The organism is Pseudomonas putida (assembly GCF_001941965.1).
Taxonomy (GTDB): Bacteria; Pseudomonadota; Gammaproteobacteria; order Pseudomonadales; family Pseudomonadaceae; genus Aquipseudomonas; species Aquipseudomonas putida_L.
In genome coordinates this window covers 1-13,716 of sequence record NZ_MKZO01000053.1, presented here as the reverse complement: position 1 = coordinate 13,716, position 13,716 = coordinate 1, and the positions used below count along the sequence as shown (strand labels likewise).

General features: G+C 64.4%; 11 protein-coding genes. 4 read left to right on the top strand and 7 right to left on the bottom strand.

Annotated elements, in window-relative coordinates; translation table 11 throughout:
* From PSEMO_RS25475 to PSEMO_RS25450, 6 genes are all read right to left on the bottom strand, one after another.
* A partial coding sequence (locus PSEMO_RS25475; RefSeq protein ID WP_075805731.1) for a gamma-glutamyltransferase family protein occupies window positions 1–1,537 on the bottom strand: 1,537 nt, incomplete at its 3' end.
* A 26-nt stretch (window positions 1,538–1,563) separates the two neighbouring features.
* Window positions 1,564–2,610 (bottom strand): polyamine ABC transporter substrate-binding protein, encoded by a 1,047-nt coding sequence (locus PSEMO_RS25470; RefSeq protein WP_256721210.1) that lies wholly within the window; start codon window positions 2,608–2,610, stop codon window positions 1,564–1,566.
* A 68-nt stretch (window positions 2,611–2,678) separates the two neighbouring features.
* The gene (locus PSEMO_RS25465; RefSeq protein ID WP_075805729.1) at window positions 2,679–3,458 is read right to left on the bottom strand and encodes an amino acid ABC transporter ATP-binding protein; all 780 of its coding nucleotides are present in this window, start codon (window positions 3,456–3,458) and stop codon (window positions 2,679–2,681) included.
* Between the two features lie 3 nt (window positions 3,459–3,461).
* On the bottom strand, window positions 3,462–4,238 hold the full coding sequence (locus tag PSEMO_RS25460; RefSeq protein WP_075805728.1) for an amino acid ABC transporter permease: 777 nt from the start codon (window positions 4,236–4,238) through the stop codon (window positions 3,462–3,464).
* Window positions 4,239–4,250: 12 nt separating this feature from the next.
* Complete coding sequence (locus tag PSEMO_RS25455; protein WP_075805727.1) at window positions 4,251–5,057, bottom strand: ABC transporter substrate-binding protein; 807 nt, start codon at window positions 5,055–5,057, stop codon at window positions 4,251–4,253.
* Between the two features lie 71 nt (window positions 5,058–5,128).
* Entirely contained in the window at window positions 5,129–5,797 is a 669-nt protein-coding gene (locus PSEMO_RS25450; protein WP_075805726.1) for a GntR family transcriptional regulator, read from the bottom strand.
* Between the two features lie 498 nt (window positions 5,798–6,295).
* On the opposite strand from PSEMO_RS25450, the gene PSEMO_RS25445 reads away from it, so the two are divergent.
* The 4 genes from PSEMO_RS25445 (at window position 6,296) to PSEMO_RS25430 (ending at window position 11,364) form a co-directional block, all read left to right on the top strand.
* Window positions 6,296–8,713, top strand: a complete 2,418-nt coding sequence (locus tag PSEMO_RS25445) for a glucose/quinate/shikimate family membrane-bound PQQ-dependent dehydrogenase (RefSeq protein WP_075805725.1) — start codon at window positions 6,296–6,298, stop codon at window positions 8,711–8,713.
* A gap of 55 nt (window positions 8,714–8,768) precedes the next feature.
* Entirely contained in the window at window positions 8,769–10,025 is a 1,257-nt protein-coding gene (locus tag PSEMO_RS25440; RefSeq protein ID WP_075805724.1) for a carbohydrate porin, read from the top strand.
* A 151-nt stretch (window positions 10,026–10,176) separates the two neighbouring features.
* Window positions 10,177–10,824 (top strand): DUF1345 domain-containing protein, encoded by a 648-nt coding sequence (locus PSEMO_RS25435; protein WP_075805723.1) that lies wholly within the window; start codon window positions 10,177–10,179, stop codon window positions 10,822–10,824.
* Between the two features lie 279 nt (window positions 10,825–11,103).
* Entirely contained in the window at window positions 11,104–11,364 is a 261-nt protein-coding gene (locus PSEMO_RS25430) for a DUF1652 domain-containing protein (RefSeq protein ID WP_075805722.1), read from the top strand.
* Here the strand turns inward: PSEMO_RS25430 and PSEMO_RS25425 are convergent.
* Window positions 11,348–13,441, bottom strand: coding sequence for a putative bifunctional diguanylate cyclase/phosphodiesterase (locus PSEMO_RS25425; RefSeq protein ID WP_075805721.1), 2,094 nt, complete (start codon window positions 13,439–13,441; stop codon window positions 11,348–11,350). The two genes, PSEMO_RS25430 and PSEMO_RS25425, sit on opposite strands and share 17 nt — an antisense overlap.
* Between the last annotated feature and the right edge of the window lie 275 nt (window positions 13,442–13,716).

Here is a 13,716-nt window from a genome sequence, read left to right as displayed (position 1 = left end):
AAATAATCTGCCCCCGCCCATAATCCGTAGAATCACTAACCACCACCACCTCATGCCCCCGCCGCATCAGCGCGTTGATCAAATCCCGAGAAGCCCCCTGCTCCACCCCAACCTTCATCCCCCCCAACCACTGCCACCTAGGCGCATCCAGTGCAGCCTGCGGATTCAACCCAAAATCCACCATATTCATCACCATCTGCACATGCCCCTGGGGTTGCATATACCCCCCCATCACCCCAAACGGCCCGAGCGCTTCCCCGTCCTTGGTCAGGAACCCCGGAATGATCGTGTGAAAGGTCTTCTTCCCAGGCAAAAGACAATTGGCATGCGAAGAATCCAGACTGAACTCCTGCCCCCGATTCTGCAGCGCAATCCCACTCCCAGGCAGCACCACCCCCGACCCAAACCCGTGATAGTTGCTCTGAATAAACGAAACCATATTCCCCTCGGCATCCGCCGTAGCCAGATAAACCGTGCCACTGGCCAGAGGATCCCCATGCAACGGCGGCTGCGCCATCTCCCCGATCTGCCCCCGCCGCCGCGCCGCATATTCATCACTGAGCAAATCCGCCACCGCCACCCGCATATGCTCCGGATCGGTGATGTAGTGCAGCCCATCGCTATACGCCAACTTCATCGCCTCCAGTTGCCGGTGCCAGGTCAGCTGACTGTCCCGGTGATCGAAGTCAAACCCTTCCAGGATCTTCAGCGCCATTAACGCCACCAACCCCTGCCCACTGGGCGGAATCTCCCACACATCCACCCCGCGATAGTTGATCGAGATCGGATCGACCCACTGTGCCCGATACCCTTCCAGATCACTGGCCCGCAGGTACCCGCCAGTCGCCCGTGAATGCGCATCCAGCCGCTGGGCAATCTCCCCACGGTAGAAACTCTCGCACCGAGTCGCAGCCAGCTCTTCCAGGGTCTCCGCCTGCGCAGGATTGAAGAACATCTCCCCCGCCCTCGGCGCCCGCCCCTCAATCAGGAAGGTATCGAACCACGCCTGCAACACCCCATCCCGATGCGGCGCGAACTCCTTCAGCGCAATCTCCCACTGATGCGCCACCACCGGCGACACCGGAAACCCGTCCCGCGCCAGGCTGATCGCCGGCTTCAGCAACTCGGCAAACGGCAACCGCCCAAACCGCTCCGACAACACCGCCCAGGCCGACGGACACCCCGGCACCGTCACTGGCGTCCAGCCATACAACGGCATCTCCGCATGCCCGGCCGCCTTGACCGCCTCCACCGACAAGGCCGCCGGCGCCTGCCCGTTGCCATTGAGCCCATGCAACTGCCCCTTGACCCACACCAGCGCGAACGCATCCCCGCCTATCCCGTTGCCAGTGGGCTCGACCACGGTCAAGGCCGCCGCCGTGGCGATCGCGGCATCGATGGCATTGCCGCCCTTCTGCATGATCTCGATGCCGGCCTGGGCGGCTAGCGGTTGGGAAGCTGCGACCATCCCGCGCCGGGCAAACACGCTCTGGCGCTGGGACGGATACGGATACTCATGGGCAGATAGTTTCAACATGACTAGGCACTCTCTGATTCAGGAATTCATTGACCGGACTTGATCCGGTTCCACTCGCGGGTGATCAGGCGCTGGATGGCGTCCGGCAGGTCGGCGGAGACGAAGGTGTGTTCGATCACCTCGTCACTCGGGTAGATGCCGGGATCGCTGCTGACCTTGGGGTCCATCAGGGCGGTGGCGTCCTTGTTGGGGTTGGCGTAGCCGACGTAGTCGCTGATCGGGGCGATCACCTCCGGGCGCAGCAGGTAGTCGACCAGGGCGTGGGCGTTGCCGGGGTTGGCGGCGTCCTTGGGGATGGCGAGCATGTCGAACCAGAGGTTCACGCCTTCCTTGGGAATGAGGTAGCGGATGTCCACCGGCTTGCCGCTTTCCTTCGCCCGGCTGCGGGCCTGCATGACGTCGCCGGAGTAGCCGATGGCGACGCAGATATCACCGTTGGCGAGGTCCGCCGTGTATTTGGAGGAGTTGAAGTAGGTGACCGAGGGCCGCAGCTGCAGCAGGCGTTTCGAGGCCTGTTTGTAGTCCTCCGGCCTGGTGCTGTTGGGGTCGAGGCCGAGGTAGAGCATGACTTGGGGGATGATCTTGATCGGCGCGTCGAGGAAGGCGACGCCGCAAGTCTTGAGCTTTTCCAGGTTGCCAGGCTCGAAGACCATGGCCCAGGAGTCGAGCACCGCGTCCTTGCCGAGCACGGCGCGGACCTTTTCCTCGTTGTAGCCGATACCCACCGTGCCCCACATGTAGGGCACGGCGTAGCGGTTGCCGGGGTCGGCGGCTTCGAGGCGCTGCATCAGGCGCGGGTCGAGATGCTTCCAGTTGCCAAGCCGGGCCTTGTCCAGCGGCTGGTAGGCGCCGGCACGGATCTGCTTGGAGAGGAACTGGCTGGACGGCACCACCAGGTCATAGCCGGAGTGCCCGGAAAGCAGCTTGGCTTCGAGCATTTCATTGGTGTCGAAGACGTCGTAGCGGACCTTGATGCCACTGGCCTTTTCGAAGTTGGCCAGGGTGTCCGGGGCGATGTAGTCGGACCAGTTGTAGACCTTGACTTCTCCCCCGGCAGCCTGGGCGAAGGGCATTACGGCGGCGCAGCAGAGCGCTGCGAACAAGCTCGTTGAACGCATGACGGTATTCCTTGTGCGAAAGGTCAGAGCACGCGGCTGAGAAAGGCCCGGGTACGTGGGTGGGTCGGGTGGTTGAAGATCTGTTCCGGCGGGCCCTGCTCGATCAGCTCGCCCTGGTCGAGGACCACCACGCGGTCGGCGACCTCCTTGGCGAAGCCCATTTCATGGGTGACCACGACCATGGTCATGCCTTCCTCGGCCAGTTCCTTCATGACTTGCAGCACCTCACCGACGATCTCCGGGTCGAGGGCGCTGGTGGGTTCGTCGAAGAGCATGGCCTGGGGTTTCATCGCCAGGGCACGGGCGATGGCGACGCGCTGTTGCTGGCCGCCGGAGAGCATCGAGGGGTAGTGGCTGCCCTTGTCCGCCAGGCCAACCCGGGCGAGGAGTTTCTTCGCCTGTTCCAGTGCTTCGGCCCTGGACACCCCGAGCACCTGCACCGGCGCTTCGATGATGTTTTCCAGCGCGGTCATGTGCGGGAACAGGTTGAAACGCTGGAAGACCATGCCGATATCCCGGCGCTGGCGAGCGATATTGCGCTCGGAGTCGCGCACCAGGCTGCCGTCGGGCCGTTCGCGGTAGCCCATGGCGTGGCCGTTGACGCGGATGCGCCCGCCCTGGATGTCTTCCAGCAGGTTGATGCAGCGGATGAAGGTGGTCTTGCCCGAGCCCGAGGCGCCGATCAGCACCACGACTTCGCCGCGCTTCACCTGCAACGACACGCCCTTTAGGATCTGCAAGGCACCGAAGGACTTGTGGATGTCCAGCGCCTCGATCACCAGTTCTTCGCTTTTCTGCGCCATGGCTCAGCGTCCTCTCAGCAGTTTCAGGGTGCCGCGGCCGAACATGCGGCTGGCGGCCGGGGGCGGCGAACTGGGGCGGTCGGACTGGCCGAAGCGGTTTTCCAGCCAGCGCTGGAAGAAGCCCCACAAGGTGGTGAGCAGCAGGAAGTAGATGGCGACCACCAGGTACAGCTCGAACACGCGGAAGGTCGCCGAGGTGACCATCTGCGTGCTGAGCAGCAGCTCCTGCACGCCGATCACGCTGACCAGGGTGGTGTTCTTGAGCATCACGTTGAATTCGTTGCCGATCGGCGGAACGATCACGCGGAACGCCTGGAGCAGGACGATGCGGCGCATCAGCTTGCCGAAGGTCATGCCCAAGGAACGCCCGGCTTCATATTGCCCCTTGTCCACGGCGCCGATGCCGGCGCGGATGATCTCGGCCATATAGGCGCCTTCATTGAGGCCCAGGGCGATGATCGCCGCCTGGATATTGCCGGGGACTACCAGGCCCAGCAGTTCGATGTCCTCGAAGCGGAAGATCCCGCCCGCCGCCAGCGCGGTATAGAGGAAGACGATCTGCACCAGCAGCGGCGTGCCGCGCATCAGCCACACGTAGAAACGCACCGGCCATTGCAGCAGCGGGTTGCTCGACAGGCGCATCAGCGCCGCCGCCAGGCCCAGGGCGCAACCCAGGGCCATGGCCAGCACGGCGATCAGGCAGGTCAGCCACAGCCCGGTGAGGTACACGCCGCTGGGTTGCAGCAGGTATTGCCAGAACACATCCCAATTGAAGTTCATGCGTCATGGCCCTCAGTCGAGCGTGTCGCTGCTGACATGCCAGGTGCTCAAGAGCCTGGCGTAGCTGCCGTCGGCGCGCATGTCGTCGATGATCTGCTGCACGGCAGCGGTGAGTTGTTGATCGTCCTTGCGCAGGCCCAGCCCGGTGAGGATGCGGCTGAACGCCGGCACGCCCTCTTCGAACAGGTCCGGGGCCATGGCGGCGTAGTAGCCGGCGGTTTCCACCGTGGTGCCATAGGCATCGACCTGGCTGATGCGCAGGGCCTGGAAGGCGTCGGTGTCGGTGTTGTAGACCACCACCTTCATCGGTGGCTTGCCGGCCTTGGACAGGGTTTCGTTATGGGCGTCGAGCAGGGTCTTGATGGTCGAGCCGTTGAGCACGGCGACCTTGTGCGCGGACAGGTCGTCGAGGGTCTTCAGGGCCTTGGGATTGCCCTTGGGCACCCCCACCGCCTGGCTGGAATACATGTAGTTGACGATATCGATCACCTGGCGCCGTTCGGGCTTGTCGAACAGCTGGTCGACGATCATGTCGCACTGCCCGGCGAGTAGCGCCGGGACCAGGCCGGAGAACGGGATCACCCGCCATTGCACGTCCTTGTTGCCCAGGCGCTTGGCGATTTCCAGGCCGAGGTCGACGGTCAGCCCACGGGGCTTTTGCGCGGCGTCGAAGGAGACCAGGGGTGGCGAGTCCATCCCCGAGCAGTAGGTGAGTTTTTCGACCGTTTTCAGGCGCTCCGGCACCTGGGGCGCGGCAGCGGCCCATTGCGTGCACATAGCGAGGGAAACAGCCACCAGCAAGGCGCGGCGTAAATGCATGACCAGACACTCCACTTCGTTGGACAACGGCAGGATTCAAAGTCAAAACACGGGCGGGTTCGGACCCGCCTCTATTTTTCCGATTGCAGGAACTGGATCAGCGCCGGGACCGTGCCTTCGATATGGTCGCGGACCACGGCTTCGGCCTTGTCGGCATCGCCGGCGCGGATGGCCTCGAGGATCACCGCGTGCTCCTCGCGGGCGCTCAAGGGTTTGTCGCCATGCTGCAGCCACAGGCGCATGGGCGCCTCGACCAGCGAGTACAGCGCGGAAATCTGCTTCATCAGGCGCGGGCGGCCGCTGAGGCTGCACAGGTATTCGTGGAAGGCGCGGTGCCGACGGACCCACTGGGCGCTCTCGTCGCGGTAGTCGTCCATCTCGTCGAGCATGCGCTCCAGGGCCGCCAGCTGGCGCTCGCCGATATGGGCGACGGCCACGCGCACGGCCAGACCTTCGAGGGCACTGCGCATTTCGAAGACTTCGTGCAGCTCCTCGATGTCCAGGCCGCTGACCACGGCACCGCGGTTGGGGCGCAAGGTCACCAGGCCCTGGGCGTCAAGGCGGCGGAAGGCTTCGCGCACCGGCATGCGGCTCATGCCGATCTCGCTGGCGATGTCCTCGGCGATCAGCCGGTCACCCTTGCGGTAGCGGCCGCAGCAGATGGCTTCGAGAAGGAAGTTGTAGGCCTCCTCCTCGGCGGTCTGCGGCTGGCGGTCAACGTAAGCGGGGGCGAATTGCATGGGGAATCACCTTTTGTATTTTTGTATCCAATTATCCATGGATACGAAAAAGCAGGATGTGTGCCAGGTTATTCGAATGGGAGGTAAAGGATTGATTTGGATGGGAATGGTGGGTTTGGGGGCAAAGGTGGCTGGGGGACAGTGCTACCTAATGGCTCAGTGTGCGCCCCGGAATCGTGCATTCCGGTAGCCCGGTAACAGATCTTCATCTCGGCGGTGCCCTTGAGGCCATCGCTGGCAAGCCAGCTCCCACAGGGACCGCACCGCTCGCAAGAACGGCGGTGAACCTGTGGGAGCTGGCTTGCCAGCGATGAAGCCCTCACAAACAACAAAAATCCTTGCCTAAAGACCCAATACACCCGCCCCACAAGGGCTACGCTCAACCCAACCAATCCCCACCGCCGAACTCGGATTTTCACATTCGACCAATGAACTATCTGGTTAATTAGCTAGCTAAGCGTATAATCGCCTCCGCATTCACACAGCGAGATACCCGGCATGACCCCTCAACCTCAGGCCTCTGGCCTAAGCAAATTCATCCTGATCGGGCTGGGCACAGTGATCGCCCTGCTCGGCCTGGCCCTGGCTGCAGGCGGTATCCGCCTGACCACCCTGGGCGGCAGTTGGTACTTCCTGATCGGCGGCCTGGCCATGACCGTCGCCGGCATCCTCATCGCCCTGCGCAAGCCGGCCGGCGCCTGGTTGTTCGCGGCGTTCCTGGTGGCCACGGCGATCTGGGCCCTGGTCGACACCGACCGGACCTTCTGGCCAATGTTCTCCCGCCTGTTCATGTTCAGCGTCATCGGCCTGGTGGTCGCGCTGGTCTACCCGATGCTCAAGCGTGCCTCCGGCGCGAGCGGCGGCCGGGGTGCCTACGGCATCGCCGGCGTGCTGGCGATCGCCGTGGTCTGGGCCGTGGGCAACATGTTCGTGCCGCACCCGACCGTCGAAGCCAACGGCAACGGCCCGGCCCTGACCCCGGTGGATCCGGCCAAGGCGCAGAAAGACTGGGCGCACTACGGCAACACCGAGGGCGGCAGCCGCTTCGCTGCGCTGGACCAGATCAACCGCAGCAATATCGACAAGCTCAAGGTGGCCTGGACCTACCACACCGGCGACGTCGCCATCAGCGACGGCAACGGCGCGGAAGACCAGTTGACCCCGCTGCAGGTCGGCAACAAGGTGTTCATCTGCACCCCGCACAACAACCTGATCGCCCTCGATGCCGATAGCGGCAAGGAACTGTGGCGCAACGATATCAACGCCCAGTCCAAGGTCTGGCAGCGTTGCCGTGGCATGGCCTACTTCGATGCCACCCAGCCTGTCGCACAGCCGACCCAGCCGGACAGCATCCCGGTGATCGCCGCCAGCGTCCCGGCCGGTGCCGCCTGCCAGCGTCGCCTGCTGACCAACACCATCGACGCCCGCCTGATCGCCGTCGACGCCGATACCGGCGCCTTCTGCGAAGACTTCGGCAACAAGGGCCAGGTCGACCTGAAGGCCGGCCTCGGTGATGTGCCGGACTCCTACTACCAACTGTCCTCGGCCCCGCTGATGGCCGGTACCACCGTGGTGGTCGGCGGTCGGGTCGCGGATAACGTGCAAACCGACATGCCTGGCGGCGTGATCCGCGGCTTCGACGTAATCACCGGCGCCATGCGCTGGGCCTTCGACCCGGGCAATCCGCAAGACAAGCAAGCCCCGGCCGACGGCAGCACCTACGTGCGCAGCACGCCGAACAGCTGGGCGCCAATGTCCTACGACGCGGCGATGAACACCGTGTTCCTGCCGATGGGCAGTTCGTCCACCGACATCTATGGTGTCGAGCGTACCGAGCTGAACCACAAGTACGGCGCTTCGGTGGTCGCCCTGGACGCCAGCACCGGCGCCGAGAAGTGGGTCTACCAGACCGTGCACAACGATCTGTGGGACTTCGACCTGCCGATGCAGCCGAGCCTGATCGACTTCACCAAGGCCGATGGCAGCAGCGTTCCAGCCGTCGTGATCGGCACCAAGGCCGGGCAGATCTTCGTCCTTGACCGCGCCACCGGCCAGCCGCTGACCAAGGTCGAAGACGTGCCGGTCAAGCCGTCCAACATCCCCAACGAGCCGTACTCGCCGACCCAGCCGAAATCCACCGGCATGCCGCAGATCGGCGCACAGACCCTGACCGAGTCGGACATGTGGGGCGCGACCCCGTATGACCAGTTGCTGTGCCGCATCGACTTCAAGAAGATGCGCTACGACGGCCTGTACACCGCGCCGGGCACCGACCTGTCGCTGAGCTTCCCGGGCTCGCTGGGCGGGATGAACTGGGGCAGCCTGTCGACCGACCCGGTCAACGGCTTCATCTTCGTCAACGACATGCGCCTGGGCCTGTGGATCCAGATGATCCCGTCGGCCAACAAGGGCCAGGCCGCTGGTGGTGGTGAAGCACTGAACACCGGCATGGGCGCGGTACCGCTCAAAGGCACGCCGTATGCGGTGAACAAGAACCGCTTCCTGTCGGTCGCCGGCATTCCGTGCCAGGCCCCGCCGTACGGCACCCTGACCGCCATCGACATGAAGACCCAGAAAGTCGCCTGGCAGGTTCCGGTCGGCACCGTGGAAGACACCGGCCCGCTGGGTATCCGCATGCACCTGCCGCTGCCGATCGGCCTGCCGACCCTTGGCGGCACCCTGTCGACCCAGGGCGGCCTGGTGTTCATCGCCGGCACCCAGGACTTCTACCTGCGCGCCTTCGATAGCGGCAACGGCAAGGAAATCTGGAAAGCCCGCCTGCCTGTCGGCAGCCAGGGTGGCCCTATGACCTACGTGTCGCCGAAGACCGGCAAGCAATACGTGGTCATCACCGCTGGCGGCGCACGCCAGTCCACCGACCGCGGCGACTACGTGATCGCCTACGCCCTGCCTTGATCCCCCCGGCGCCCGCCTCCATGGCGGGCGCCCGCTTTATCCTGGAATGACCGAAATGCTTTCTTCCCCGCGTTACCTTCCCGCCGCCTTGCTGGGCGCTTGCCTGCTGCCCTCCTTCGCCTTCGCCGACTCGACCCTGACCGGCGACTGGGGCGGCCTGCGCAGCCAGATGGACGCCGACGGCATCCGCTTCACCGGCGACTACAGTGGCGAGACCGTCTACAACACCCACGGCGGCCTCAAGCGTTCGGCGCGCTACTCGCAGAACCTCAAGCTCGGCGTGCGGTTCGACCTGGACAAGCTGCTCCAGGCCGAGAATGCCGGCGTGGTGCAACTGACCCTCAACGACCGCCGCGGCAACGACGGCTCCGGCGACCTGGTCGGCAACCGCCTGCCGTTGCAGGAAAACTACGGTGGCCTGTACACCCGCCTCACCGAGCTCAGCTACGAGCGCACCCTGTTCACCCCGGACCTGGAGGTCAAGCTCGGCTACATGGCCATGGGCAATGATCTCGGCGGACTGGACAGCGGCATCCTCTGCAACTTCATGAACGCCGGTTTCTGCGGGCATCCGCTGAACATGTCCGGTGGCAGTGGCTGGACCAACTACCCGAATGCGCGCCTTGGCGTGCGGGTGAAATACAGCTTCGACCCGGCCTGGCAACTGCGCGTGGCCGCCTTTGCCGTGGATCCGGAAAGCAACGGCAACTCCAGCCGCGCCTGGAACATCACGCCCAAGCACAAGACCGGGACCGTGGTGCCGGTGGAGCTGGTGTACAAGAAGCTCAATGGCCTGCCTGGCGAATACAAGGTGGGTTGGTACTACGACAGTTCCGATGCCAAGCGCATTGGCAGCGACGAGGAAGTGGCCGGGCGTGGCGGACATTACGTGCTGCTGGACCAGGCGGTATGGCAGGCGAATGACCTGGCGGGCCAGACCCTGCATGTGTTCGGGCAGGCCGCGGCGGCCAGCTCGGCGGCGTCGCCGTTCAGCAAGTGGTACAGCGTCGGCGTGGTGCTCAAGCAGCCGTTCGCCAGCCGGCCGAACGACACCGTGGCCCTGGGCTTCGGCCGTGCCGTGCCGAATCCGCGCAGCCGCGAGGTGCAGGAGCAGAACGCCCTGGCCAATGGTGACGACTTCCCGAGCCTGGGCAATGCCGAGCGCTTGATCGAGCTGAGCTATGGCTATCAGGCGACGCCGTGGCTGACGCTGCGCCCGGATGTGCAGTACGTCATGGAGCCGGGAGCGTTTTCCGGGGCTGATATCGACAATGCGCTGGTGGTGGGCCTGCAGGTGAAGGCTGCCCTGTAATCTGCAGCACTGCTGATGGCCAGCCGTCTCCCGCCAAAGGTGGGTGGTGCGGCACCGGCCCCGTGGCCGTCAGCAGCACCTCCAGTCCGGGGAACATCCCCCCTGGCGCGATCGTCTACAGTTGCCTGAAGCCCTCTCCCAGCGAGCCCACATGGCATTCCATAAACTGGCCCGGACCCATCCCCGCCTCTCCCTCGCCGCGGCACTCGGGGTGCTCGGCGGCCTGTTCATTCCCGCCGGCGACAAGGTCCAGCACATCCTCGCCGGCTGGAACATCGCCGTCTGGATCTACCTGGTACTGATCCTGCTCCTGACCTTCAAGGCCGGCGCTCCGCGGGTCCGGCAGATCGCCGAGGAAGAAGACGAAAACGCCGTGCTGGTGCTCTTCGTGGTCAGCATCGCCGCCGTCGCCAGCCTCGCCGCGGTCACCCTGCAACTGGCCGGCAGCAAGGACCTGCAAGGCCAGGCGCTGGTCCTGCACTACGCCTACACCGGGTTGACCGTGGCCGGCTCGTGGCTGTTGATCGGCACCATCTTCAGCCTGCACTACGCGCGCCTGTTCTATACCTGCGACGGCAAGGAGCCGCTACTGCGCTTCGCCGACGGCGAATGCCATCCCGACTTCTGGGACTTCCACTACTTCTCCTTCACCATCAGCGTCGCCGTGCAGACCTCCGACGTCGGCATCGGCGGCAAGCAGATGCGCAGGGTCGTGCTGGTGCACTCGCTGATCGGCTTCCTGTTCAACACGGCAATCCTCGGTTTCACCGTGAATATCGCCGCCGGCTTGCTGAGCTGAAAGCCGGTCACGCCGCCGGTCGGAAACCCTCGACCCCGTTCGCGCCGACCGTCCGCCAGCGCGCCCGTGCAGGCCGGGTACAGGTGGCGGAGAAAACGTTTGCGCAAAAAATCACCAGGTCGATGGAGTGTGACGGCTGTCATGGAACCGTAAAAAGCACCGGGAATTATTCCTTTTCACCCCGGGCAATGCTGCTATGGTTAGCCTCTGGCCGGAAAAGGCCTACTACTTTGGTCGAATTCATTCAGGGTTGTCGTCGCGCGGTACAAGGAGGCCTGCATGAACAAATTCACCTTCCCCGGCGCCTGCCAGATGATGCGCTGGCATTTTCATCCGCTCGGCTTCGAAGCAAGCATGGATGCGCCGCGCAGCATGGTCGCCCGGCTGTTCGACCGGGCCACCGGCGAAACCCTGCTGGCCATTGCCGGCATCCCTTGCTCCACCGTCATGGCCGCCCACGATGTCGAGCGGATCATCGAGGCGGTGGAAGACGAACTGGAAGCCTTCCAGCCGTCCTGCGCCCTCAAGCGCTCGGCCTGACCGCCTGGGCCACCCTCACCCGCTCTATATCCTGGAGAAAACGCTCGGGCGGCACCGGTTGCCCGAGCAGATAGCCTTGCAATGAATCGCAGCCCAGCCGGGTCAGGAAGTCCTGCTGGCGGTCGGTTTCCACCCCTTCGGCCACGATACGCAGGCCCAGCGCCTGGCCCAGGGCGACGATGGCCGAGACGATCGCCGCATCGTCGCTGTCCTGCTCCAGGTCACGGACGAAACCGCGGTCGATCTTCAGTTCGTTGGCCGGCAGGCGCTTGAGGTACATCAGGCTGGAGTAGCCAGTGCCGAAGTCGTCGATGGACAGGTCCACGCCCATGTCCGACAGGCGTTGCAGCACGTCCATGCTGGCGTCGGCATCGCGCATGGCGGTGGTTTCGGTGATTTCCAGGGTCAGGCTGTTGGGCGCGAGGTCGTTGCGGCGCAAGGCGGCAGCGACGCTGTCCACCAGCCCGGCATGACAGAACTGGATGGCCGAGAGGTTCACCGCGATACGCCAGTCGGCATAGCCCTGGTCGATCCAGACGCGCATCTGCCGGCAGGCCTCTTCCAGCACCCACTCGCCGATGGGAATGATCAGCCCGGTCTTTTCCGCCAGGGTGATGAAGCGGTCTGGCAGCAACAGGCCGTGGACCGGGTGTTCCCAGCGCACCAGCGCCTCGGCGCCGATGGGGTGGCGACCAATGGCGTCGTACTTGGGCTGGTAATGCAGGCGGAACTGCTTTTCTTCGACCGCGGTGCGCAGGTCCTGCAGCAACTGCAACTGCAGGCGTGCGTTGCTGTTCATCGACACGTCGAAGAAGCTGTAGCCGTTCTTGCCGGCGCTCTTGGCGTGATACATCGCGGCGTCGGCGTTGCGTAGCAATTCGTGCTGGTCCGCCCCGTTGCCGGGGTACAGGACGATGCCGATGCTCGCGGAAATCTGCAGGTTCTGTTCGGCCAGGCGGAACGCCCGGGACACCAGGTTGACCTGCTTGGCGGCGACGTTGACCGCATCGTCAGGGTCGTCCAGTTCCACCAGCAGGACGAATTCGTCGCCACCGATCCGCGCGAGGGTGTCCTGGCTGTGCAGATGACCGCGCAGGCGCAGGGCCACTTCCTTGAGCAACTGGTCGCCGGTGTGGTGGCCGTAGGCATCGTTGACCGGCTTGAAACCATCCAGGTCGATGAACATCAGCGCGAACTGGCCGCCGTGCTCGGCCACCTTGCTCATGGCCTGGTCGATACGGTCGGCCAGCAGGGTCCGGTTGGGCAGCCCGGTGAGGGTGTCGTGCAGGGCCAACTGGGTCAGCTCCTGGTTGGCCAGGGTCAGGGAACGCGCGAGGTCGGCGGTGCGGGCTTCGAGGCGGGCATCGAGGACCGAGGTCAGCAGCGCTACCGACAGCACTGCCAGTGTGGTGATCAGCACCAGGTAATCGAGGCCATCACCGTTGAAACCGCTCTCGAAGGCGCCACAGAAGCTGCCTTCGGGGAAGTTGGCAGCCGCCATGCCGGTATAGTGCATGCCGACGATGGCAACCCCCATGACCACGGCCGCGCCAGCGCGTACCTGGCGCACATAGGGGGTGTTGCGGCGCAGGCGGAAAGCGATCCACAGCGCCGCCATCGAGGCGCCGACCGCAATCAGCAGGGACAGGCCGAACAGCAGTGGGTCGTACTGGATGCCGGGCTGCATGCGCATCGCCGCCATGCCGGTGTAGTGCATGCAGGCGATGCCGGCGCCCATGATGCCGGCGCCGAGCAGCAGCATGCGCAGCGGCAGGCTGCGCTGGCTGACCAGCCATAGCGCAAAGCCCGATGACAACACGGCGATGACCAGCGAGAGGATGGTCAGGGTGACGTCATAGCCCAACTGGATCGGCAGGCTGAAGGCGAGCATGCCGATAAAGTGCATCGACCAGATACCCATGCCCATGGCCAGCGCGCCGCCGGTCATCCACAGATACACCGCACGGCCCTTTGCCGTGGCCAGGCGGCCAGTCAGATCGAGGGCGGTATAGGAAGCGAGGATCGCCACGCACAGGGAAATCACGACCAGGGAGGGGGAATAACTGCCGTTCAGCATCGAGCAATCCAGGACGGAAAAAGGCGCGGGCAATGTGCCAGCCCAAAAAACCGATGATTGTACTCAAGCTTTCGGGAAACGCACGGAGTTTTACTGGGCGGGCGCCCAGTGGCAGGCTTGCCAGCGATTACGATGGTGGCCTTGATCCCGCAATCGCGGGTAAACCCCCACAGTGACCGCGTCGTACACAGAACCTGCGGCTGGCCGAGCAACCTGTGGGAGCTCGCTTGCCAGCGATTGCAGTAGTGGCCTCAGCATCGCAATCGCGGGTAAAC

Coding starts and splice junctions, on each gene's coding strand:
- PSEMO_RS25470 (WP_256721210.1), bottom strand. CDS start 2,610: ATGCCCTTCGCCCAGGCTGCCGGGGGAGAAGTCAAGGTCTACAACTGG.
- PSEMO_RS25465 (WP_075805729.1), bottom strand. CDS start 3,458: ATGGCGCAGAAAAGCGAAGAACTGGTGATCGAGGCGCTGGACATCCAC.
- PSEMO_RS25460 (WP_075805728.1), bottom strand. CDS start 4,238: ATGAACTTCAATTGGGATGTGTTCTGGCAATACCTGCTGCAACCCAGC.
- PSEMO_RS25455 (WP_075805727.1), bottom strand. CDS start 5,057: ATGCATTTACGCCGCGCCTTGCTGGTGGCTGTTTCCCTCGCTATGTGC.
- PSEMO_RS25450 (WP_075805726.1), bottom strand. CDS start 5,797: ATGCAATTCGCCCCCGCTTACGTTGACCGCCAGCCGCAGACCGCCGAG.
- PSEMO_RS25445 (WP_075805725.1), top strand. CDS start 6,296: ATGACCCCTCAACCTCAGGCCTCTGGCCTAAGCAAATTCATCCTGATC.
- PSEMO_RS25440 (WP_075805724.1), top strand. CDS start 8,769: ATGCTTTCTTCCCCGCGTTACCTTCCCGCCGCCTTGCTGGGCGCTTGC.
- PSEMO_RS25435 (WP_075805723.1), top strand. CDS start 10,177: ATGGCATTCCATAAACTGGCCCGGACCCATCCCCGCCTCTCCCTCGCC.
- PSEMO_RS25430 (WP_075805722.1), top strand. CDS start 11,104: ATGAACAAATTCACCTTCCCCGGCGCCTGCCAGATGATGCGCTGGCAT.
- PSEMO_RS25425 (WP_075805721.1), bottom strand. CDS start 13,441: ATGCTGAACGGCAGTTATTCCCCCTCCCTGGTCGTGATTTCCCTGTGC.